The sequence below is a fragment of the Photobacterium swingsii genome, assembly GCF_024346715.1.
Lineage (GTDB): Bacteria > Pseudomonadota > Gammaproteobacteria > Enterobacterales > Vibrionaceae > Photobacterium > Photobacterium swingsii.
This window is the reverse complement of the sequence record NZ_AP024853.1, coordinates 115,678-138,492: the sequence shown is the minus strand read 5'-3', so window position 1 is coordinate 138,492 and position 22,815 is coordinate 115,678. Positions and strand designations below refer to the sequence as shown.

Below are 22,815 nucleotides of genomic sequence, written 5' to 3'. Positions count from 1 at the left end.
CTCAATCATTATTACAGCAATAAAGAGAGAGACTTTATAACCATGCACTATCATCAAGTTCCATCGGATCAAGTCCCTTTATCCTTGTTGCTCGAAGCCGATCCATCAGAAATTAGTATTCAAGGCTACTTATCTAACGCTTGGTGCTTTGTAGCAACTGAGAATACTGATATACGCGCAGCCTGTATTGTGTCACCAAAAAAATCTAAGCAGCGACAAGACATGTCTACTCTCGTTGAAATATTCAATGTTTCTGTACAGCCTGAATATCAACAGCAAGGCATCGGATCCAAACTGCTGGCATTTTCCATCAATGCGCTCAAAGAAAAAGGGGTAAAGAGGATTGAGCTCGGTACAGGTGCCTTTGGGTACCAGCTCACCTATTACCACCGATTAGGTTTTAGAATTGATAAAGTAGTTAAAGACCACTTTATTACACACTACCCAGATCCAATCATTGAAAATGGTATTCAGCATAAAGATATGCTGAGACTGTATTTAGATCTTTAATACTGATAGAAGGCTGGCAACGGAATGGCAGTAACAATGAGGCGAATAAACGTTGTAGGGACCAGTGGCAGTGGTAAATCAACATTCTCAAAGCATTTAGCTGGAAAGTTGTCTTGCCCTTATTACGAAATGGACAGTTTGTTTTGGAAAGCAAACTGGCAGGAATCAACAGATGAAGAGTTCTTTGAGGCTTTATCGCAAGTCACATCAAATGAACACTGGGTATTAGATGGAAACTATAACCGAACAGTTCCGATAAAGTGGCACAAGGTAGATACTGTTATTTGGATTGATTACTCTTTAGGCCGCACTCTATACCAAGCAGTAAAGCGCGCTGTTTATCGCATTATTAGCCAAAAAGAACTCTGGCCAAACACCGGCAATAAAGAAAGCTTGAAAAAAGTACTAGCCAGTAAAGATTCAATATTACTCTGGACACTCAAAACATATCACACTAACAAGATTCGCTACCAAAGCATCATGACTGACGAGCAATATTCGCACATTCAGTTTGTAAGAATTACATCCCCCAAAGAAGCAAAGCAATTTATCGAAAATATCATAGCATGAAGATAATAAAGTAGAGCTAGGTTTCTTGTATATATAACCTAGCTCTAAAGCAAATAACACAAGCTATAATTTACGACCTAAGCGTTTTTCTACTTGTTTTTTCTCCCAATCAGCACCGAAGAAATTCATTATCTCAAATGCACTTAAAGCATGAGATACAATACCGATACCCCAGCCCATTGCTGGCCACCATGCCCAGATATAACTAGCGTCAGTGATAAAGTTTATAACAAACAGCATACTAATCACGAGTACATAAGTGACTAAGTGGGAATAAAAACCTTTAATCTCTCTGACCTGAGCAAGTACTTTACTTTCTTCATCAGAGATACTTATATCACTATGCATCTCAGCATGCTTGATGTCAGAGTCATTCCTATTCATATCGTTCATATCTGGCTCCTGTTGTAAATCCGTTACTTGAACTTCAAACACAGCAGCGAGAGATTTTAAAGATTCAAGGCCAGCCTTATGCCCTCGTTCAATACGTTGAATGGTTCTCACACTCAACCCACTGATTTGCGACAAGTGTTCCTGAGACCAGCCTCGTTGTAATCTTAATTTCCTAACTATCATCGCCAACTCCCTCTGCTGTTTCGGTGAAGATTAGCCCTTCAGGCCAATATTAGTAACGTCACGAGCACGACACAAACATGACAAACCTTATTTATCAACAACTTAAATCAAATGCAATCAACCCAATATCGTGCGATAGGATATGGAAACACCTTGCCATGGACAATTTTATCGAACCGCCCGCCATTACTTTCAATAACACGACGCGATGCAAGGTTGTCTTCGTTGGCTGTAATCAATGCAGAATGAATACCTAATGCCTTGGCTTTGGGTAGCGCAAGTTTCAGCATGGTCCTGCCATTGCCTTGCTGCCTGAATGAAGGTGCTACATCATAGCCAATATGGCCTGCTTCTAAGGCAAGAAATTCGTTGTCTATATTATGGCGAACACGAATCGCACCTAATATCGACTTATTATCATTCACTAGCCAATAGTGATTACAAGGCACATACCCTTCGCGCAGATTCACACCGTTCGCTTCATCAAGAAGACTCTGAACATAAGCAGCGAAATCTTGTTTCCCTGCGATATAAAACTCTGCATTTTCATGATCATTAACCTGAAAGTCGTCATAAAAATCAGAGAATGCGCTTTCAAATTTATCTGAAGGTGAAATTAATTCCATTTACTCTCTCCTGCCATGCTTATCTCATGGCCTACAAATATACGCTTATATTACTAACGTATTTATACCATGAAAATAAGTTTATAGTGAAAGACAGTTTGTTTTAATCTATTCACAAATAAACATAAATTTAATGCGCTATGGGTATTGATTCATTAGTCCCTAGATTCCGAACTTCGCGCTTCGTAAAGATTTCCATGCCAATATTGGTTTAATGACATGCCAGTAAACGACAATGCAACCATAAACAAGTAAAACGTATAGTACAATATCTGAAATTAACTGATGAGTTTCATGACTCCATGGGTTATTCCAGTCTTCAGTAAAAATCATGACAATAGTGGCAAAAAATGTTGTCGAATACGCAATCATTATATGCATTGCGACAAAAAGTGAATGCTTTAAAACAGTAAACTTCATAAAAACATATTCTTTAATAGATTTTGTTTTTTATAATTACTCATTAATAGACACATAAAACCATACCCAATAAAGCATAACGCTTTTTAGGTATATAAAATAAAAAATGAGAATTACAAATCCAGAAAGACCAGAGGATAATATAATAGAAGTTTTGCCGTAATGCGAGTGTAGATTCATATTAATGGTGAATAGTTAAAGTAACACTATGTACCCAATTGGAAAAGAGAGACTGGCATGTAAGCGGAACGTAATAGAATTAAATTAGATATGATCTTAGACTGATGAAATATTGCGCTTAATCGCAATTAAAACTCAATATTTCACCAAATTAGCGACTATAAAGATGAATACGTTAACCTGCACGACTTCCATTTGGCATCGGTGTTTCTGGCATTGCTAAACACGGTAACTGCTTATCAGCATAACCAATATCGAACAGCATCCCCTGCGATACTTCTCCTGCCATTTTTTGCTCAGGAAGATTAACAACAAACAGCGCCTGCTTGCCTTCAATTTCAGACGGGTTTTCACGCTCTTGCTTGATACCAGCAAGAATAGTGCGTGTATGATCGCCGAAATCTACCGTCAACTTCATCAGTTTTTTGGATTTTTCTACATCTGTGACTGCGGTTATTGTGCCAACACGAATATCGAGCTTTTCAAAATCACTGAATGCGATAAGTTCTTTTATGGGTGCAGGTGTCATTTTTCTCTCCTATACGCTGAAAAGTCTGTTCATTCTAACAAAAAAACACTGTGTTAAGCGTGATCATCGTGACTCCTTTCATCATCAAGTTTCACCTGCCAAAGTCTTTTATACACCAAAGACATACAGTGCTACAGTTAGGAATACTCATTACTCAGTCAGTCGTTACATGAATTTCAGCCTAGAGCAACTTGATGCTTTCGTTACCGTTTACGAGCAAGCATCTTTCAGCAAAGCCGCTACTAAACTCAATAAACACCGCACTACTATTGGTCAGGTCATCTCGAATTTAGAGGATCAACTCGCCATCAAAGTCTTCGATCGAGTTGGCCGTTCGGTCAAACCAACCGAAGATGGTGAACTCCTTTATCGCTATGCAAAACAAGCCATCGAGCAAGCACGGACTTTTGATCGTGTGGCATTAAGCCTTTCTTATGGCGGGCTTGAATCGGTCACCATTGCGTACTGCAGCTTTTTACCCAATAAGGTGCTAACCGACATTCGTGCCAATCTTGCAAAAGCATTCCCCTCTATGCGAGTTAACTTTATCGTTCGGACTAAGCCTGAAATAAAGAAAGGGATTCAAGATGGCTCCATTCACTTTGGGATGGTGAATGTTCACCATAGCACGCTGATTAACAGCATCGATTACACCCTTCTAAACCACATTTCTTTTGCACCCTTTGTTGGCAAAAGCCACCCTATATCCGCCATACCGACTGCCGAGCAGTATGGAGCATTAAAAACAAGCCGTCAGTTTGTCCTAAAATCATTAATTGACGATGAGATGGGTGAAAAAGTGATTCTATCCCCCAACTACGAAGTCATAGATCAGCTGTCATTGATCGTGAGATTTGTCGAACAAGGGCTTGGTTGGTCAGTGCTTCCAACCAAAATTATTCATTCCGAATACATCAGTGAACACTTAGTCAAACTACCGGCTGAGCAGCTAAAAGACGACTTGAAGATCCCTCTCGCACTTTGGTGCCCACATTCAAAACAAATCACCAAAGTAAAAGAAAATATTATCGCTACAATAGCGCAATACACACAATAATTACGACTATCTCCATAGCTAGCCTCCTTTTGATGGATCTGATCCATCAAAAGCGATTACGAGCCGCTAAGTCCTCCCTCTATCATTGAGCACCTTTCAATAACTACGTTGATCCGCCCAAAGGTGACAAAAATTATGATGCCGCATGAAATTGCATTAGGTGAAGTGTATATCCCGCCACTTCTATTAGTTGTCATCATCGCTTATGCACTGGCGAGTTTTGCCTTTTTTATTGCTGGCAAGCTTGGGTTGTACCGCTTCATAGCTTTTCCCGTTATTGCCGAACTGTGCTTAATGGTTATTTTTGTCAACGCCATCAGTAAATACATCACGATTTTTTAAGAGAATTATTCAATGCTAAAACGTTACTTACTCACCCTTATTTTAGTGGTGACGGCTTCGGTGATCCTCTATTCACATTACCTCACTTATACACAAAACCCTTGGACACGCGATGGACAAGTCCGTGCATATGTCATCCAAATCACACCACGTGTAACGGGGCAAATTAAAAAAATGTACATTGAAGATAATGCACAAGTTAAAAAAGGTGAGGTGTTATTTGAAATTGATGACAGCGTATACAAAAACAACCTAAACAAAGCCCTTGCAAGCCAAAAGCAGGCTATCGCTTTATTAAATAAAGCCAAAAATGAAGAACGTCGTTCACTGAATTTAATCAAACGTACACCAGGCGCTATCCCTACACTAACGCTGAATAACTTACACAATGCCGTCGAAACCGCACAAGCCAGTGTTTTTGCGGCAGATGCGCAAATCGATGCTGCTCAGTTAGATCTGACGTTCACCAGAATTACAGCACCAACAGATGGCTATATCACGAACCTTAGTCATCGTGTCGGTTCACAAGTTGTCGCGAATACTCCCGTTGTTGCTTTGATCGATCAAAATAGCTTTTGGATTGAAGGCTTTTTCAAAGAAACAGATCTGCAAAATGTTAATCCAAAAGACAAAACCTTAGTCACTTTGATGATGCATGATGATCAACCACTTAAAGGTGAAATTCAAAGTATAGGTTATGGTATTGCAAAACAAGATGGCAGCACAGGCAACGCTTTATTGCCAAACGTAAACCCAAACTTTCAGTGGATCCGCCTAGCCCAGCGTATACCTGTAAAAGTGCACCTCAAACAAATGCCTCAACAGTTACAACTTCGAGTCGGCATGACTGCATCAATCAAAATCATTAAAGATAAAACGTCAGTATAAAAGAGGACGCCATGCGTATTAGCTCGTCGACAAAAAATGCTATTAAAGTCGCCATTTCTGTTGTTTTGGCTATATGCCTTGCGCTTTGGTTTCAGTGGGATAAACCCTATTGGTCGGTGATTAGCATCATAGCAATGGCAGCGAATGAAACGTATGGCCATGCATTACGTAAGGGGCGAAATCGAGTATTGGGTACATTACTCGGAATGGGCTACGCGCTCTTTCTTATTGGTTGTTTCTCTCAAAATCCTCTGCTGTTTATTCTCTTCTACACGCTATTCTTAGCTTATTGTGTATTTATGGCGGGTAATCAGCGCTACGGATATATGTTCACTATCGCTTTTGTGGTTTGCGCCATTATTGCTTCGATTGGTGGCTTTGATAGTACCAACACCTTTAATATTGCTGTTTTACGTATTCAAGAAACGCTACTGGGGGTTGTCGTTTACTCCATTGTTTTTCGCATACTATGGCCACAAGAAACAGAGTATCATTTCTTTATGGCGCTCAAAAAAGTTGTCGTAGAACTCAACCGCCGTTATTGCACGTTACTTGATAACAACAGCCGTAAGGTAGACTGCTCCAACAGTGTGCAGCCCCAAATATATAAGCTACAAGAACTGCTCTCCCTGCCTTTAACAGGCAGTCATCAACTACAGCATCAACACAAACAATGGCGATTGTTGGTGGGTGTTTGTCAGCGAGTACAAGCACATATTGATTATTTAGAGCAACAAAATGGATTGCTTGAAAGTAACAATGCTACAGATGTTGAAAAAGCATTATGCACATTAGCCACAGTGCTACCGCTACTAGATAAAGCAATAACAAACGATAGAAATAGCCATAAAAGACTACGCCTCTTCATGCAAGAGCATAGTGTCGAATTAAAAGTACCGCTTGAAATACAGCCACCATTATTTGATAACGCCATTAAACAACGAAGACTAAGTCAAGAGACAAAAATTCGACTGCGTAATGCATTAAAAGCCGTGTGTATATTGCTGACTTGTTTTGCGCTATGGATCTTTATTCCACTGCCTGGTGGGGCAATATTTCCAATGCTAGCATCAGTTTTTGCCAACGTCATTGTGACTATGCCGGATAGCATCGTTAAACAAGCTTTTTGGGGAACACTTGGCTGGGGGGCAGCCATCCTATTGCAATATACCTTCATCATGCCCAGCTTTACCGAGTTGTGGCAGTTAGCCGGCTTTTATGGGATTAACTTTATTATCATTTGGAAATTGTGCGAATCACCTAGCCTAGGCATACAAAAAGTGCTTGGTGGTAATTTACTGGTCGTACTCACCATGAGTGCGTTACAAACAACACCCAGCTATAGCATAGAAACACCGTTAATCATGCTAGTAAACGTGATGATTTGTATGGCTGTTATTCGCTTTTATACAGGCCTATTTTCGAGCCCTAAAAGTTAAAAAACAGCAAAGCGTATCTATTAGCAAAACTGAGGCCTATTGGAAAGTAACAAGAAAATCTCTTCGATAGTTCTCAGATTTATATAAATAAATCAGCTTATATCAAAGTACAGCACGCCTGCTCTATTAGCACGAACAACGCCAAAAGCGATTTTATTTCTCGCTCTTTTTTCAAGAATTGAACTAAATCAAAACAAGCTATTTTTCGCTAATTTCTCTCAAGCTAGAGTATTGACTTTACCAGATGCGGCATGATTTCTAGCCTGTGAGCATTTCCCACAGAGTTATTCACAGCTTCTGTGGATAACGAAAGATCTGTGATTAACTTTGTTCACAGCCTAGTCGAACAAATAAAACAGAGTAAAGCAGAATATAACTGATTGTTTTAATAAAACTTTCAGCGAAATTATAAAATTCCAAATACAAGCTAAAATAGCTTGTTCATTATTTTTTAAACCTATTCATACCCACGCCATTGTTTACGACAATGTCAAATTTGAAAAACATCGTCCCATTTTTGAAAATGCCGCTGTAGAAGCTCTACCCTTTGAGACAAAACGATAAAGCAGCCCTTCTACTGTATTTTTGATCATGATTTCTACACCATTTCTTATAAAGAATTAGCACTTACACATATATGCAAAAGGTAGCTCACCCTTAAAACCCCACTCTGCAAAACTCATATGTTATCGATTTCATTAAAAAAGCACTCTCCTTTGCAAGATCATTTACATTGATATTTAGGCATTACACCCAATAGAAATGATAAAAATCGTTTGCATTACAATTAACCACCAAAAAGCAAACGTTTCTACGCCAGAATAAAATCATAGAAAATCGACCAACCTATTGAATTAACTACACTTAAAGCAGGCGCGTCGAAATAATAAAAGAAATAACAAAAAAACCACTTGATAAGTTTATTTATATCCATAAAATACGCGCCGTTTGGCTGAAATATGGCAACAATAATTTATTTAGTGATAATCGACTGTAGAGGTTTGAAATGGCTGGCGACAATAACTATAGCTTGGGTCCCGTACCGCAATCGGCGAGGAAAGGGGTTCTATCGCTAACCATGGTAATGTTAGGGTTGACATTCTTTTCCGCCAGTATGTGGACGGGTGGAACATTAGGAACTGGGTTAACCTATGATGATTTTCTCCTCGCTGTCCTGATTGGTAATTTAATTCTCGGTATCTATACTTCTTTTCTTGGTTACATCGGCTCTTCTACAGGCCTCTCTACTCACCTTCTTGCTCGATTCTCTTTTGGTTCTAAAGGCTCTTGGCTTCCCTCTCTTCTTCTAAGCGGTACGCAAGTTGGTTGGTTTGGTGTTGGCGTAGCAATGTTTGCCATCCCAGTTCATAAAGCCACAGGCATTGATACCAACATCCTCATCGCCGTTTCAGGTTTATTAATGACAGTCACTGTGTACTTCGGTATTGCCGCATTAATGATCCTTTCCGCTATCGCAGTCCCAGCCATTGCGCTACTGGGCGGTTACTCTGTCATTGAAGCTGTTAGCAGCATGGGTGGCATGGAAGGTTTAAAAGCCATCACACCGAAAGACCCTCTCGAATTCTCTACCGCACTGGCACTCGTCGTTGGCTCATTCATTTCAGCAGGAACGCTAACCGCCGACTTCGTTCGATTTGGTAAAAAACCTAAAGCTGCAGTATTCATCACCATGATTGCTTTTTTCATCGGTAACTCCTTAATGTTTATCTTCGGTGCTGCAGGTGGTGCTGCAACAGGTCAGGCCGATATTTCCGAAGTGATGATTGCACAAGGCTTATTGATTCCTGCGATTATCGTGCTGGGTTTAAACATTTGGACAACCAACGATAATGCGCTGTATGCCTCTGGTCTAGGGTTCTCAAATGTCACAGGCATTCCAAGTAAGTACCTTTCTATGATTAACGGTATTATCGGTACTCTATGTGCGCTATGGCTCTACAATAACTTTGTTGGTTGGTTAACCTTCCTATCGGCAGCAATTCCACCAATTGGCGGCATTATTATTGCGGATTTCTTGAAAAACCGTCATCGTTACAAAGATTTCGCAAATGCAGAATTTACTACGGTTAACTGGGCAGCCATCATAGGTGTTGCTATCGGTGTTGCAGCAGGCCACTTCCTGCCTGGCGTTGTCCCAATCAACGCAGTATTAGGTGGCGCATTAAGTTACTTAGTGCTGAACCCGCTTTTAAACCGTCACAATCAATCTGTTCAAGCTAACGCATAAGGTATATGGCGATGCAACAGTCAGAAATGCTCATCAAAAACGTTACCATTCAAGGCAAGGAAGGCCTGCATCAAATCCTCATTGAGAACGGTCAGTTCTCTAAGATCGCACCTGCAGATGAAGCGATTGCATTTGAGGGCAACATAATTGACGGTGAAGGCGGTATGGCGATACCTCCTTTCTGTGAACCTCATGTTCACCTTGATACAACACAAACAGCAGGTGAACCGAGCTGGAATATTTCAGGTACGCTTTTTGAAGGTATCGAACGCTGGTCTGAGCGTAAAGCCCTACTCTCTGTCGAAGATGTAAAAAAACGAGCAAAACAAACACTAAAATGGCAGATCGCTAATGGTGTTCAACATGTGCGTACCCATGTCGACGTTTCTGACCCAACACTGATTGCATTAAAAGCCATGTTGGAAGTAAAGGAAGAAATGAAGGAATGGGTTGATATTCAAATTGTGGCATTTCCACAAGAAGGTATCTTGTCGTACCCTAATGGTAAAGAGCTGCTAGAAGAAGCGGTAAAACTGGGTGCTGACGTTGTTGGCGCTATTCCACATTTCGAATTTACCCGTGAGTATGGCATTGAGTCACTACACTTTGCTTTTGAATTAGCGCGCAAATACGACCGCTTAATTGATGTGCATTGTGATGAAATTGACGATGAGCAATCACGCTTTGTGGAAACATTGGCCGCTCTCGCACACAAATACGAGATGGGCGATCGTGTAACAGCAAGCCATACGACAGCAATGCACTCATACAATGGTGCTTATGCTTCTCGCTTATTCCGTTTGCTAAAAATGTCAGGGATTAATTTTGTTGCTAACCCTCTGGTAAACATTCATCTGCAAGGCCGATTTGATGACTACCCGAAACGTCGTGGCATTACGCGTGTAAAAGAGATGCTTGCGGCTGATATTAATGTCTGTTTTGGTCATGATGATGTATTTGACCCTTGGTACCCACTAGGCACAGCGAATATGTTGCAAGTACTGCACATGGGGCTGCATGTGTGTCAGGTGATGGGCTACGATCAGATTAACCAATCATTAGATTTAATCAGTGTGAAATCGGCTCGTACATTAAACATTCTATCTGAGTACGGTATCGAGCAAGGCAAAGCCGCTAATTTGCTTGTCTTGCCAGCTGAAAATGGTTTCGACGCCGTTCGCCGCCAAGTACCGGTTCGTTTCTCTATTCGTGGTGGTAAGGTAATTGCTGAAACACAACCAGCAACAACACACATTACATTAGATGAAAAAGAAGCGATTACTTTCCGTCGTTAATCATTTATAGCGATTGATTTATAGATCGCCAATGAACGCTAAAAGCCACTGCACATTCACTGCCAGTGGCTTTTTTATCTACCCTATTTTAATCTTCTCTTGTTGTCGACTCTCCCGACAATCTTATGATTTATACCAATCAAACTAAGTAACTGATCGTTCTTGCTGGTTAAAATCAATGATAACGGCGTTATAGATTTTGTAGATAGAACAACTAGCTATCTGCAATCTACGCCTTGTTCTCAGTGTTTTTTCCTGCGCAATCACCTGAACATTTACTTACCCAGATTGGTATTAACGCTTTCTTCGCCTCACAAATGCAACCGCCCCTAGCAGTAATCCGATATACCAAGGCACTGATCCACCACCATCATGATCAATAAAATTACAGTTATTCGGCGAAACCCCTTCAGCATTAGGGTTACACTTCTTATCACCGTCCGGGTTATTCGGGTCATCTTTAATAAAGTCTGGCTGTGTGACAGCGTCACTTGGAGCGCCGTTATTCAAATAGCCCTGTACCCAATTGTAATAAGTTCCCATGCGAGTATAAAAAGCAGGTCGGTTGATAGAGCCACATAAGGGTGAACCGCCGGGCACACCGCTCATGATCCCTAATTGGATAACTTTCCCTTGGGCATCTTTAACCGTAACAGGGCCACCACTGTCTCCTTTACAAACATCGGGCCCGTAGGGTGGAAGATCTTCCGGCGATCCGATCGGAGGCGTACTAATTTTGGAGGGTAGCGAACATATTTTAGTGAGGTTAAATGGGCTATCAACCAATGACGGGGCATCATCGCCACTTTCCAATCGGTCAAAACAAAGATTCATCGGTAAAAAAGCGACGCTGGCTGTTTGCAATATATCTGAAGCGGACTCACTGCTACCATCGATCGCTGTTGTTCCCCAACCCGTTACTGTCAAATTTTCAGGACGCTTACCTTCATCCCATGCTTCACCTAGCACACGATCAAAATCGGTTGCGACTTGAGAATCAGCTAATGTGATAGGCGTTAACGCTGTAGGGAAAGATCGATTAACACGCAATAGTGCTATATCACTGTCTAATGCCAGCGCTTTCACATCCGATTCAACACTACCGTCAGGCCGAGGAGTGCTCACTATTTTAGACAATCGCGTGTACTTAGGGTGAACCACAACATGAGAGACCGAATAATAATCATCGATTTGCGCGTTTGATAAGGTTGCTTCACCGACAGTAATACTGATTTGATAAGGTTTAAGCACAAAATAATCGGATTCAATCGCACCATTTGTTCTTGGATGAACAACACAGTGCGCAGCCGTTAATACCCAATTACTGTCTATAATCGTGCCGCCGCACATCGGGTGTTCATTGTTAACACTTAATCGAAGTGATGCCATCCATGGATTATCTGCAAGTGTCGCATTTTCGCCATCAATGATCCGAGGTGCAATATTAAATTCTTGTGCGTATAAAGGTAAAGAGACACTCGCTATCCCTAGCCCAACAGCGAAGCAAATTGTTTTATCAAACATGCCTTTCTCACTACTAACATCCTTGTAATAGCGGGATCTAATCACATTATGGATACTACCCAATTGCTGTGACAAACCTTTACGAGAGACATCATTAAATCAAATGAAATGCCTACAACTGATAAGCGTGAAGGGTTATATTTGCCGAAATTTATCATAAAAAAACCGCACCCAATGAGTGCGGTTTGTCTTGTTCGTTACCGGAAATACGTTAATTTATGGACAATTAACTTCTTGGATATCAATCTGGCTTAAACCTTCAATACCTAACTGTGTCGCCAAAGTAGGGAAAAACTTAGCGTTCTCATAGGCTGACTTGATATCTGTAAGATCAATTTTATACACTTTCAAGTTCAGTTGTTTCATTTCAGATGGCGTACAGCTTTTTCCATCTTCAAAACATACTGGTGTTGTAGTATCGATCTTCGCACATGATGACCCATGCGTGCCAATTCCGTAATTATCTAAATCAGCTTTAGTCCCATTAGGGAATACATCGGGTAAAAGGCTCGCCAATTTGCTATCTGTCACAGAGTGCGTGCCGTCCGCTAAGCCACTTAAGCCCGCAACTTCGACGCTTTCAACCGCAAACACCTTGGTTTTGCCTGACAGCGTGTCTTTGATTTCTTCTTCCGTGCAGCCAAACAGGGCTACTAAGCTAATAAGTGCAATGGCCTTTTTCATAATCATCCTTTATGTATGTTCTAATTATGTTGTTTGCATGCTACTAAACATCGGCTAATTATGCTTTTTCTTTATAGCTGTAACTATAATTAATTGCGTTTTTTTACTTTTGCGCTATTTTTGCTGTACTAAACCGTATGTCGCTACAATATAATTGTGTGATATATGCCCATTTGCCTTCCAAATTCACTAAATGGTGGCATAATACGGCCTCACAAAATCTACGGACAATTTCTAATGACTATTGAAAATATTCTAAAACAACGCAGCGAATCTAAGTGTGAGCTTTGTTCTTCAGACAGCAACCTAAGTGTTTATGAAGTGCCAGCATCACCGGATCAAACTGCTGGTTGTTGTGTAATGGTTTGTGATACTTGTCGTGGACAAATCGAAGATGCAGATACAGTTGAAGCTAACCACTGGCGTTGTCTTAACGACAGCATGTGGAGCCAAACTCCAGCTGTTCAAATCATGGCTTACCGCATGCTTAACCGTCTTGCGGCATCAGAATCTTGGGCTCAAGACCTTAAAGACATGATGTACATGGAAGAAGACATGGTTGAATGGGCTGAGAAAGGCATCGCACTTGAAGAGCTTGAATCAATCCAAACTGTTGACGTTAACGGTACACCGCTACAAGCTGGCGATAACGTTACTGTGATTAAAGACCTTCCAGTTAAAGGTTCTAGCCTTGTTGTTAAACAAGGTACTGCTGTTCGTGGTATTCGTCTAAACGACAACCCACTACACATCAGCGGTAAAGCAGCGGGTACAACTATGGTACTTATCGCAGCTTACTGTAAAAAAATGTAATTCACTCGAATGCATGACTCAAAAAGGCGCTTATTTAGCGCCTTTTTGCTATCCAACATTTATGATATGGGCTCCCCCACCACCTTTCTATTTGGTTATCTGCCCCATTCTTAACACGATTTTATTCCAATAATTTCATCACCTTATAATACTTACACAGTGACTAAATCTTAAATAATCTCGAATAGGGGTAGATGATCCACGTGATTGCGTTATAATCCCTGCCATACAAAATGCTAAACATATTGATATTTTCAGTGTGTTTGAAAGTTAGTCGGGGAGCCTTAGGCTGAGACTGCAAGGTATACATACCAAGCGGGACCCGTTGAACCTGATCCAGTTAACACTGGCGTAGGGAACTAACAGCTGTGTCCCCTATTCCGATCGCTTAAGATCGCACTATTGGCACCTGTTATCCCTACATCAATTTTAGGGATAAATTATGGTAACGCCATCTAAAACACCAATCACTTTAACCATCGCAGGCTCTGACAGTGGCGGTGGTGCGGGCATTCAAGCCGATATAAAAGCAATCTCTGCCACTGGTGGCTACGCGTGTTCCGCTATCACAGCGCTGACAGCACAAAACACCCTTGGTGTCAGTGGTATCTTACCTATTTCACCGGAATTCGTTGAACAACAACTTGATGCTATTTTCTCAGATTTAGACGTGAAGTCCGTTAAAATTGGCATGTTAAGCGATACCAAGATCATCGCTATGGTTGCTAAAAAGCTACAACAATATCAACCTAACCACTTGGTGATCGACCCAGTAATGGTCGCCACTAGCGGTGATTTATTACTCCAACAAGATGCTATCTCTACACTTAAAGACATGCTTCTTCCCCTCGCCGATGTTATTACCCCCAACCTACCAGAAGCGGCGGCATTACTAGGCTGCGCTGTGCCTCAAACTGATTCTGAAATGGATGCGTTAATCGAGGATCTTCGCCAACTCAATACAAAAACTGTATTACTAAAAGGTGGCCATCTAGAGCAAAGCGAAAACAGTACCGACCTACTCATTACTGCCGATGATGTGTTTCGCTTTAGTACCCATCGTATTCAGACCAAAAATACCCATGGTACGGGTTGTACCCTTTCTGCTGCTATCGCATCTTTCCTCGCTCAAGGCTACGATTTGGTCGAGGCAGTCACTCACGCAAAAGGTTACATTTCCCATGCTATCTATCATGCAGATTCATTAGACATCGGCTCTGGTCACGGCCCTGTTCATCACTTCTTTGCTGGTCATTTTGATCCAACCGCATAAAAATACGGACAGAACAATGCCCCCTATGAGTCAACCCATGAGTCACCGCGCAGGAGAGCAAGCAGGCGTCGCTGTCGCACTGACACAATGCCAACTTCGCTACCACAGCAGTGAACAACCACTTTTTTCACAGCTCAACCTCACACTACCTCAAGGTCAGTGGAGTTGTATTCTAGGCAAAAGTGGTTGCGGCAAAACATCCTTATTGCGTTTATTGGCGGGCTTATTAAATGAGCAAGCAGATTGGCAAGGTTCTCTCACCGTCTCAGATCAGCTTCCCATTGAAGGGCGTGTGGCGTACATGGCACAGCAGGATCTACTATTACCTTGGTTATCTGTGCTTAATAATGTCTGTTTAAGCACTCGCTTTAGCCCAGAGCAACCAACAGAAAATAGCCTAGAACGCGCATGCGAATTACTTAACCATGTCGGCCTTGGTGAGCACATCCATGCCCGCCCCGATAGCTTATCAGGCGGTATGCGACAACGTGTTGCACTTGCCCGTACGCTGTTACAAGACAAGCCTATCGTATTAATGGATGAACCTTTTTCGGCATTAGATGCCGTAACACGTCATAAATTACAAACACTTGCGGCCACCTTACTAAAAGGGAAGACCGTATTGTTAATTACCCACGATCCGCAAGAAGCATTGCGATTAGGAGATCAAATCCTATTCATGTCTGGCTCACCTGCCGCGATGGTTTCACTACCGACACCACAAGGGCAAACCCCACGAGATTACACAGCAGAGCTCGCACAGCATCAGCAAAATATCATCACGCGTTTGGAACAAGATTATGGCTAATCACCCTCAGCTTGCTTTGCAGGCAAGTGAGCGAACCCTATCATGGTCAAATACAGTATCACACCCAGTGATCCGCCTGCTGATTAGTATGGCTATCATCCTCGGGTTATGGCAATTAGCCGTTGTTTTATTTGACTTGCCTAGCTTTATTCTACCGACACCAATGGCCGTGTTTGAAAAATTACTTCAGCGTTATGACGTCTTGTTTTATCACGCATCAGTCACCGCATCTGAAGTCTTATTGGGGCTGTTGCTTGGGCTTTCTATGGGACTAATGTTTGCACTGCAGATGTTATTGTTTGATCCCCTAAGACGTTGGTTATTGCCTATTTTAATCGCAAGCCAAGCAATTCCTGTCTTTGCCATTGCCCCTATTTTGATGCTTTGGCTGGGCTATGGCATTGCGTCCAAAGTCGTCATGGCTGCACTCATCATTTTCTTTCCTGTTACTACCTGCTGTTACGACGGATTACGTCACACACCAACGGGCTATTTAGATCTGGCAAAAACAATGGGAGCCAACAAATGGCAGTTGTTACGTCACATTCGTCTGCCTGCGGCTTTACCAGCATTAGCATCAGGTATTCGAGTTGCAGTAGTTGTGGCTCCTATTGGTGCGGTTGTTGGTGAATGGGTTGGCTCCAGCGAAGGCTTAGGCTACCTAATGTTACAAGCTAACGCGCGTATGTTGATCGATGAAATGTTCGCTGCGCTCTTTATTCTCGCGTCATTCTCAATTGCGCTCTATTTTTTTGCGGATAAAGCACTTAAACGCCTTATCCCTTGGCAAAACACGGATCACACTCATTAATCGTGTGTCCTTAATTTTAACCCGTATTTACCCAAAAAAGTTACTACCTAGATAACAATTACGATAAAGGCTTAATATGAAAAATTGGCTTACACAACAAAAACTTACTAAGTTTGCTTTCGCACTAGGCTTAGCCATTACAACCATCGCGAGCACAGCGGCTTCAGCAGCTGACACAGCAAAAAAAGAAATGACCTTAATGCTAGATTGGTTTGTTAACCCTAACCACGGCCCTATAGTAATTGCCCAAGAAAGAGGACTCTTTAGTGATCAAGGTTTAACCATAAAGATCCAAGAGCCTGCCGATCCGAGTGTCCCAGCTAAACTGGTTGCTGCGGGTAAAATTGATATGGCTATTTCGTATCAGACAAGCCTAACAACCGATGTGGCTGCTGGCTTGCCGCTTATTCGCTCTGCAACACTCATCGCCACACCACTCAATACACTAATGACATTGGATAATGGCAAAATCAAAACACTTGCTGATTTAAAAGGCAAAAAAATTGGTATTGCGATTGCGGGTAACGAAGAAGCAACCATAGGCACCATGCTTCAAAGCGAAGGCGTTGCATTTGACGATGTACAAATCATCAATGTTGGCTGGGCACTTTCATCTTCACTTGCATCTGGCAAAGTCGATGCAATCTGGGGCGGCTTACGTAACTTTGAAACGAATCAGTTAGCCCTCGAAGGTTACCAAGCGAAGGCCTTCTTCCCAGAAGAACATGGCGTACCGTCATACGATGAGCTTGTCGTTGTCGCGAATAAAAACAGCTATGACGCTGACGCGTTGAAGAAATTCAACACCGCGATTGAACTGGCGACACAGTATATTGTGAATCATCCGGACCAAGCCTGGAAAGAATTTGTTGCCTATGCACCCGATACACTAAACAACGAATTAAACCGCCGTGCATGGCAAGACACGCTGCCAAGGTTCGCACTGCGTCCTGCAGCAATTGATCCTGTGCGTTACGATAACTTCGCACAGTTCATGTTTAAACACAAAATCATCAGCCATGCGCCAAAAGCGCAAGATTACGTTCCGAGTTTATAAGCAGCCTAGGCGCTACAAGGTACATTATAAACAGGCTCGCCTTCACCCAGTTATTGCTTTCAGGCACTCACTACTTTCACATTCCACCCGCTTATTAAAGTAAGCGGGTACAAAAGGACAACCATGAACTATCAGGATCTTATTACCGCTTGCCAACAAGATTGGACGGACTACACCCAACATCGCTTTGTTCAAGAGCTTGCTAACGGCAGCTTAAATGCAGCCGCTTATTTGCATTACTTAAAGCAAGATTTTCTGTTTTTAAAACACTATGCACGTGCTTATGCACTGGCCGTTTACAAAGCACCGACATTAGCCGATATGCGTGAACCTCTGCCGAGCCTCTCGGCGTTGTTAGAGACTGAAATTCAACATCATGTGACGTATTGTGGTCAATGGGGCTTAACAGAGCTGGACATGGAAGCCGAACTCGAAGATTTCGGTACAGTCGCTTATACCCGTTACGTGCTTGATACTGGTATGGCTGGTGATTTACTCGATCTCTACGTTGCCCTTGCGCCTTGTGCGATTGGCTATGCCGTTATTGGTGAGCAACTTATCCAGTCGCCAGCAACCAAAATAGAAGGAAACGCGTATGCCAGTTGGATCGAGATGTACGGCAGCGAAGATTTTCAGCAAGGTGCGCAAAAAACTATAACACGCCTAAACAAGATGTTAGCTGAAGTTGAGCTTAGCAGCAGCCGTGGTCAACGTTTGTGTGAAATTTTTAAAACCGCAACACGTATGGAAGTGGCGTTTTGGCAACAAGGCTTGAATGCAGCCAGCTAATACCAATCTAACTAAGTAACTACATAAATCTATACCCGCCATTCACTAAAAAGCCGCAGTGTTATTATTACACTGCGGCTTTCTTATTCTATCCGTTTATCTCCAAGCGACTTATTACCCGCTATCTATATTCCGAGTAATTTACAGACAAGGCTTGTCTATAGCCAAGGTTTACCAATCAAATAAATTCTGGAAGAAACGCTGCACTTTTTTCACACACGTCACTTTCAAAGTGCCGTTTGGATCCCAAGCAGGAAAATGGTCTTGCCCTAAACAACGCTGGCTATAGGTACCATTTTGATTGCGTTGATAGTCAAAGGTCGAGATCCCAGAAGGCTGTTGCTGAACAAGCGGCTCAGGATCGCGGCGTAATATATAATCGGTATATAAACGCAATGCACCAGATGATCCCGTTAGATTAGAGTTGGAATTGTCGTCTTTACCCATCCATACGGTAACAACTTCACGGCCATCAATGCCCACATACCAACTGTCACGTCCTTTATCTGATGTCCCCGTCTTACCAGCTAAACGCGATGAGGGGAATTGGCTATTAAGATAACGCGCCGTACCTTCTGTCACCGCTTTTTTCAGACCATACATAGTCAACCAAGCCGCTTGCTCTGGCACAACTTGTGATGCAACAGGTAACTGCTGGAACAAGACGTCGCCATCATTAGTAACCACTGCACTCAAGGCCTTCAACTGTGCTTTACGCCCACCACTTGCTATGGTCTGGTACATCTGTGTCACTTCGAACGGCGTCAAGGTGAACGCACCTAACAACATGGAAGGCAATGGCGGAATTTCCTTACGATCGACACCCAGCTTCGCCATGGTATCAATCACATCGTCCAGACCAACAGCCATACCTAAATTTACCGTTGGAATATTATAAGACTTAGCCAACGCTAGATAGAGGGGCACTGCACCACGGTACTGACGATCATAATTTCGTGGCGACCAAGTCTCGCCACGCTCCCCTGTTAACTTTAGCGGTTTATCTTCTAGGCTAGTTGCCAAAGAAAACCGCTCTGGTTGTGACAATGCCGCTAAATAAATCGCAGGTTTTACCACAGAGCCAATTTGACGTTTTGCATCAATAGCACGATTAAACCCCGCATAGCCCGGCTTACTACCGCCAACCATAGCGCGAACTTCACCTGTGTTCCTATCAGCAATAACGATAGCATTCTCTATATTAGCACCCGCTTTTTTAGCCATTTTAGGCATGGTAGCACGTACTGCTTCTTCTGCTTTTTCTTGTGACAAAGGATCAAGCGTTGTAAATAATCGTAGCCCTTTACCCGATTCAAACTTATCGCCCACCTCTTCGGTCAGCTCACGACGTAACTGATCAAAATAGGCCGGTTGTCGACGAGAGAGCTGCCCTTTTTCTTGCACATCTAATGGACGCTGTATCGCTCGCTCATAGCTGGCGCTATCTATCATTTGGTTATCGTGCATCATACGTAGCACTAAATTACGGCGGGCAGTGGCACGCTCAGGATAACGCCAAGGATTATAATAAGACGGCCCTTTGACTAACCCCACCAGCATGGCCTGCTGATCAACGCGAAGTTCAGACAATGGTCGACCAAAATAGAAATGAGCCCCCATCGCAAAACCGTGAATAGCTTGCTTACCACTCTGCGCAAGGTAAACCTGATTAAGGTAAGCATCGAGGATTTGGTCTTTATCGTAGTTATGGTCAATGATCAGCGCCATATAAGCCTCTTTGATCTTGCGCCATAAACTGCGCTCACTCGATAAAAACAAGTTTTTCGCCAGCTGCTGGGTTAAGGTACTGCCGCCTTGAACGGTTCGCCCTGCTTTTACATTCGCAATAAATGCGCGACCAATAGCCACAATCGAAACGCCATCATGCTGATAAAAGTCGCGATCTTCTGTCGTTATCAAAGCATCAATTAACGCGGAAGGCATTTGATCCTTAGGTAGGTAAATCCGTTGCTCCGTTGTTTGCGATTCCAGCATCCCAAGCATTTTAGGTTCAATACGAATGATCCCAAGTTGCTTGAGTTCTTTCTTTCCACCGCGCTCAACCCATTCAGAAATACGTTTCACCGCACTGTAATCAAATTCCACCACCACATGTCGCTCGTCTTCTTTACCTTCTTTAAACGTAAAAGGACGACGGACAAACTCAAGCTTCAAACGTGAAGCTTTATACTCACCCGACCGACTAGGAGCATCGACTTGCTGATACTTCAGTTGCTTTAATTCATTAAGAACTTCTTCATAACGCACCTTTGCCCCTGGCTGCAAAATCAACTCGCGGGCATACACAACCGAAGGTAACTGCCACAACTGCCCCGTGAACTTATCACTCACCACTTGTTGCAGCCTAAAACCAAGTAATGTCATCGCAGTGACCACAATCAGCCCCACCGCTAGCAAAGCATACATAATACGCTTGCGCTTACCGGCTCCTCGAATGAACTTAGGATCTTTTTGAGCCTCTGGCACCTCCCCTTCTGAGTGCGAGATGCCAGAAGGCTTGTCACTAAAAGAAGACGCTGCTTTATGGGGCTCGGAGGATGACTGACGATCTGACATAGGAATACGCTGAATAGGTCACAAAAAACAGCGACTATATGAAAGGCCCCATAATGAGATGTCATCCCATTGTCAGGATTGTGCGAATCCTATCGGCTAACAAACCCGTTGCTCTTTACCAACTATTGAAACAGCGGTGGTAATTCGTAATGAAATCACTCAGAATACGCGCCCGCTCTTTTTATCACGCAGTCCGTCTGGATAAGTTGACACTTCGGAGAAGTATTATGGAACGCGATTACACATTTGAATGCCTTGTTACTATGCCACGACACGAACTGGAAGAATTCAGTATGCGTGTACTCAGCCGCATGGTACCTGAAGAAATGATGGAAGAGCTATTCACGTTTGATCAAGAAGAAATCGACAGTGAAGACCGCCTGAAGTCAGCACAATTTGATGCCATGCTCCGTATGACAGCCATTGCGCTTGGTGAAGTAAAAGGTGCGTTTGAATCGTCTGAAAATGCACATCAAAACACAGAACGCATGACTCGCCTACTGTTGTGGCACTTCTACGCTTTATCATTCAATTTAGAAGAAGCCGTTACGCTTGAGCAACACTGCGAAGAAGTAGAGAAAATATTAAAAAATGCGCCAGAAAATGCATTTGGTTGGGTTTCAGTGCTTACTGAATTACTGCACGCTTACGCAAATTTAAGTGACAAAGCATAGCGATCTTACTTAGGTATGCGTAATGTCCATGCAACAAAGACACAAAAAGCGGCCGAGGCCGCTTTTTTTAATCATCAATCTAGCTAGAACAAAGGTATTATTTTAACCAACGCGTTTCTCGCCATGCTTGCTGCTGTTCTTTCTCTAAGAAAGTCCAAGCAACAACACGTGTGATTTTTTGCCCTTGTGCCATTTCAATCGTCTGAACATCAGCAGCATTTACCGTTTTTAACTGTTGGTAAATTGCGGCTAAATTCTCTTTCTTCGACACTAAAGTTGTAAACCAAAAGACTTGATCAGCACATTCCGCACTCTGCTTGATCATACGTTGAATAAAAGCCGCTTCACCGCCATCACACCAAAGCTCAGCCTTTTGGCCACCAAAGTTAAGCGATGCAGACACCTTACTAGACGGCGTTAACACCTTCCCGCCTTTTTTCGCCGAATTGGCCGCTAAATTACGTACTTTACGTTCACTGCCTGCCAGTGCTTCTGCCTCTGAAGCATGAAATGGAGGGTTACATAAGGTGAAATCAAACAGATCGTCATCTTGAATCATATTGGTGAAAATATGGTCTGCATTTTTTTGCAAACGTAATTTCACACCATTTTTCAATGTCTTGTTACTACTTACGATAAACTTAGCAGATTTAATCGACAAAGGATCAACGTCCGCACCAACAAATCGCCAGCCATAAACACGGTGTCCAACGATTGGGTAAACGCAGTTCGCACCGACACCTATATCTAACCCAGAGACAAAGCGACCTTGAGGGATCTCTCCCTCGTTAGAGGCTGCTAATAAATCCGCAATATAATGAAGATAATCCGCACGCCCAGGAATAGGTGGACATAAAAACCCAGCAGGAATGTCCCAGTAATCAACCTGATAAAATTGGCGCAATAATGCTTTATTTAACACTTTCACAGCCATAGGATCGGAAAAGTTGACAGAGAGGTCACCAAAGCGGTTTTCTGCAACAAAAGGTGCCAACTCTGGACTACATTGGATAAGAGCAGGAAAATCGTAACGTGCACGATGCGGGTTTCTTGGGTGCAATCCTTTACTCGGTTTTGTTGTCTGTTTTTTCTTCTGTGTCATTCCACTTACCAATCACTGTCGGC

21 protein-coding genes, 1 pseudogene and 1 riboswitch are annotated in these 22,815 nt (G+C 42.6%); of the genes and pseudogenes, 15 read left to right on the top strand and 7 right to left on the bottom strand.

Annotated elements, in window-relative coordinates; translation table 11 throughout:
- Positions 1-42 precede the first annotated feature (42 nt).
- Both OCU77_RS17985 and OCU77_RS17980 read left to right on the top strand, forming a co-directional pair.
- Positions 43-510: a GNAT family N-acetyltransferase gene (locus OCU77_RS17985; RefSeq protein ID WP_048897720.1), complete on the top strand. Its 468-nt coding sequence runs from the start codon at positions 43-45 to the stop codon at positions 508-510.
- A 36-nt stretch (positions 511-546) separates the two neighbouring features.
- Complete coding sequence (locus OCU77_RS17980) at positions 547-1,080, top strand: shikimate kinase (RefSeq protein ID WP_048897948.1); 534 nt, start codon at positions 547-549, stop codon at positions 1,078-1,080.
- A 63-nt stretch (positions 1,081-1,143) separates the two neighbouring features.
- Here the strand turns inward: OCU77_RS17980 and OCU77_RS17975 are convergent, their stop codons facing one another.
- From OCU77_RS17975 to OCU77_RS17965, 3 genes are all read right to left on the bottom strand, one after another.
- Complete coding sequence (locus OCU77_RS17975; protein WP_048897719.1) at positions 1,144-1,656, bottom strand: 2TM domain-containing protein; 513 nt, start codon at positions 1,654-1,656, stop codon at positions 1,144-1,146.
- A 107-nt stretch (positions 1,657-1,763) separates the two neighbouring features.
- Complete coding sequence (locus OCU77_RS17970; RefSeq protein WP_048897718.1) at positions 1,764-2,282, bottom strand: GNAT family N-acetyltransferase; 519 nt, start codon at positions 2,280-2,282, stop codon at positions 1,764-1,766.
- Between the two features lie 775 nt (positions 2,283-3,057).
- Positions 3,058-3,411: a tRNA-binding protein gene (locus OCU77_RS17965; protein WP_048897716.1), complete on the bottom strand. Its 354-nt coding sequence runs from the start codon at positions 3,409-3,411 to the stop codon at positions 3,058-3,060.
- Between the two features lie 169 nt (positions 3,412-3,580).
- Here OCU77_RS17965 and OCU77_RS17960 point away from each other — a divergent pair, with 169 nt between their 5' ends.
- The 6 genes from OCU77_RS17960 to OCU77_RS17935 all read left to right on the top strand — a co-directional run bounded on the left by OCU77_RS17960 (position 3,581) and on the right by OCU77_RS17935 (position 10,680).
- The gene (locus OCU77_RS17960; protein WP_048897715.1) at positions 3,581-4,468 is read left to right on the top strand and encodes a LysR family transcriptional regulator; all 888 of its coding nucleotides are present in this window, start codon (positions 3,581-3,583) and stop codon (positions 4,466-4,468) included.
- A 138-nt stretch (positions 4,469-4,606) separates the two neighbouring features.
- A complete protein-coding gene (locus OCU77_RS17955; RefSeq protein ID WP_048897947.1) occupies positions 4,607-4,810 on the top strand; it encodes a DUF1656 domain-containing protein in 204 nt (67 codons plus the stop codon).
- A gap of 12 nt (positions 4,811-4,822) precedes the next feature.
- Complete coding sequence (locus OCU77_RS17950; protein WP_048897714.1) at positions 4,823-5,698, top strand: HlyD family secretion protein; 876 nt, start codon at positions 4,823-4,825, stop codon at positions 5,696-5,698.
- Positions 5,699-5,709: 11 nt separating this feature from the next.
- A complete protein-coding gene (locus OCU77_RS17945; RefSeq protein ID WP_107302679.1) occupies positions 5,710-7,137 on the top strand; it encodes an FUSC family protein in 1,428 nt (475 codons plus the stop codon).
- A 1,006-nt stretch (positions 7,138-8,143) separates the two neighbouring features.
- A complete protein-coding gene (codB, locus tag OCU77_RS17940; protein ID WP_107302680.1) occupies positions 8,144-9,385 on the top strand; it encodes a cytosine permease in 1,242 nt (413 codons plus the stop codon).
- Positions 9,386-9,396: 11 nt separating this feature from the next.
- Complete coding sequence (locus OCU77_RS17935) at positions 9,397-10,680, top strand: cytosine deaminase (protein WP_048897712.1); 1,284 nt, start codon at positions 9,397-9,399, stop codon at positions 10,678-10,680.
- A 294-nt stretch (positions 10,681-10,974) separates the two neighbouring features.
- Here OCU77_RS17935 and OCU77_RS17930 read toward each other — a convergent pair whose 3' ends face one another.
- Positions 10,975-12,204 carry a trypsin-like serine protease gene (locus OCU77_RS17930; RefSeq protein ID WP_048897711.1) on the bottom strand — a complete coding sequence of 410 codons (1,230 nt, stop codon included), beginning with the start codon at positions 12,202-12,204 and terminating at the stop codon, positions 10,975-10,977.
- 216 nt (positions 12,205-12,420) lie between these two features.
- Entirely contained in the window at positions 12,421-12,888 is a 468-nt protein-coding gene (locus OCU77_RS17925) for a hypothetical protein (RefSeq protein ID WP_048897710.1), read from the bottom strand.
- Between the two features lie 237 nt (positions 12,889-13,125).
- Here OCU77_RS17925 and OCU77_RS17920 point away from each other — a divergent pair, with 237 nt between their 5' ends.
- From OCU77_RS17920 to tenA, 6 genes and pseudogenes are all read left to right on the top strand, one after another.
- Positions 13,126-13,701 carry a PhnA domain-containing protein gene (locus tag OCU77_RS17920; protein WP_048897709.1) on the top strand — a complete coding sequence of 192 codons (576 nt, stop codon included), beginning with the start codon at positions 13,126-13,128 and terminating at the stop codon, positions 13,699-13,701.
- Positions 13,702-13,966: 265 nt separating this feature from the next.
- A riboswitch (TPP riboswitch) is annotated at positions 13,967-14,076 on the top strand.
- Positions 14,077-14,143: 67 nt separating this feature from the next.
- On the top strand, positions 14,144-14,974 hold the full coding sequence (thiD, locus tag OCU77_RS17915) for a bifunctional hydroxymethylpyrimidine kinase/phosphomethylpyrimidine kinase (RefSeq protein WP_107302681.1): 831 nt from the start codon (positions 14,144-14,146) through the stop codon (positions 14,972-14,974).
- 37 nt (positions 14,975-15,011) lie between these two features.
- Positions 15,012-15,782, top strand: coding sequence for an ABC transporter ATP-binding protein (locus OCU77_RS17910; protein WP_048897708.1), 771 nt, complete (start codon positions 15,012-15,014; stop codon positions 15,780-15,782).
- A gap of 61 nt (positions 15,783-15,843) precedes the next feature.
- Positions 15,844-16,593, top strand: a pseudogene (locus tag OCU77_RS17905) (ABC transporter permease); the annotation flags it as partial.
- 76 nt (positions 16,594-16,669) lie between these two features.
- Positions 16,670-17,650, top strand: coding sequence for an ABC transporter substrate-binding protein (locus OCU77_RS17900; protein WP_048897706.1), 981 nt, complete (start codon positions 16,670-16,672; stop codon positions 17,648-17,650).
- A 123-nt stretch (positions 17,651-17,773) separates the two neighbouring features.
- Complete coding sequence (tenA, locus tag OCU77_RS17895) at positions 17,774-18,439, top strand: thiaminase II (RefSeq protein ID WP_048897705.1); 666 nt, start codon at positions 17,774-17,776, stop codon at positions 18,437-18,439.
- Positions 18,440-18,610: 171 nt separating this feature from the next.
- Here tenA and mrcB read toward each other — a convergent pair whose 3' ends face one another.
- Positions 18,611-21,016 (bottom strand): penicillin-binding protein 1B, encoded by a 2,406-nt coding sequence (gene mrcB, locus OCU77_RS17890; protein ID WP_084711718.1) that lies wholly within the window; start codon positions 21,014-21,016, stop codon positions 18,611-18,613.
- A gap of 227 nt (positions 21,017-21,243) precedes the next feature.
- On the opposite strand from mrcB, the gene OCU77_RS17885 reads away from it, so the two are divergent.
- Positions 21,244-21,690, top strand: coding sequence for a hypothetical protein (locus OCU77_RS17885; protein WP_048897704.1), 447 nt, complete (start codon positions 21,244-21,246; stop codon positions 21,688-21,690).
- Between the two features lie 97 nt (positions 21,691-21,787).
- Here OCU77_RS17885 and rlmF read toward each other — a convergent pair whose 3' ends face one another.
- A complete protein-coding gene (rlmF, locus tag OCU77_RS17880; RefSeq protein WP_048897703.1) occupies positions 21,788-22,792 on the bottom strand; it encodes a 23S rRNA (adenine(1618)-N(6))-methyltransferase RlmF in 1,005 nt (334 codons plus the stop codon).
- Between the last annotated feature and the right edge of the window lie 23 nt (positions 22,793-22,815).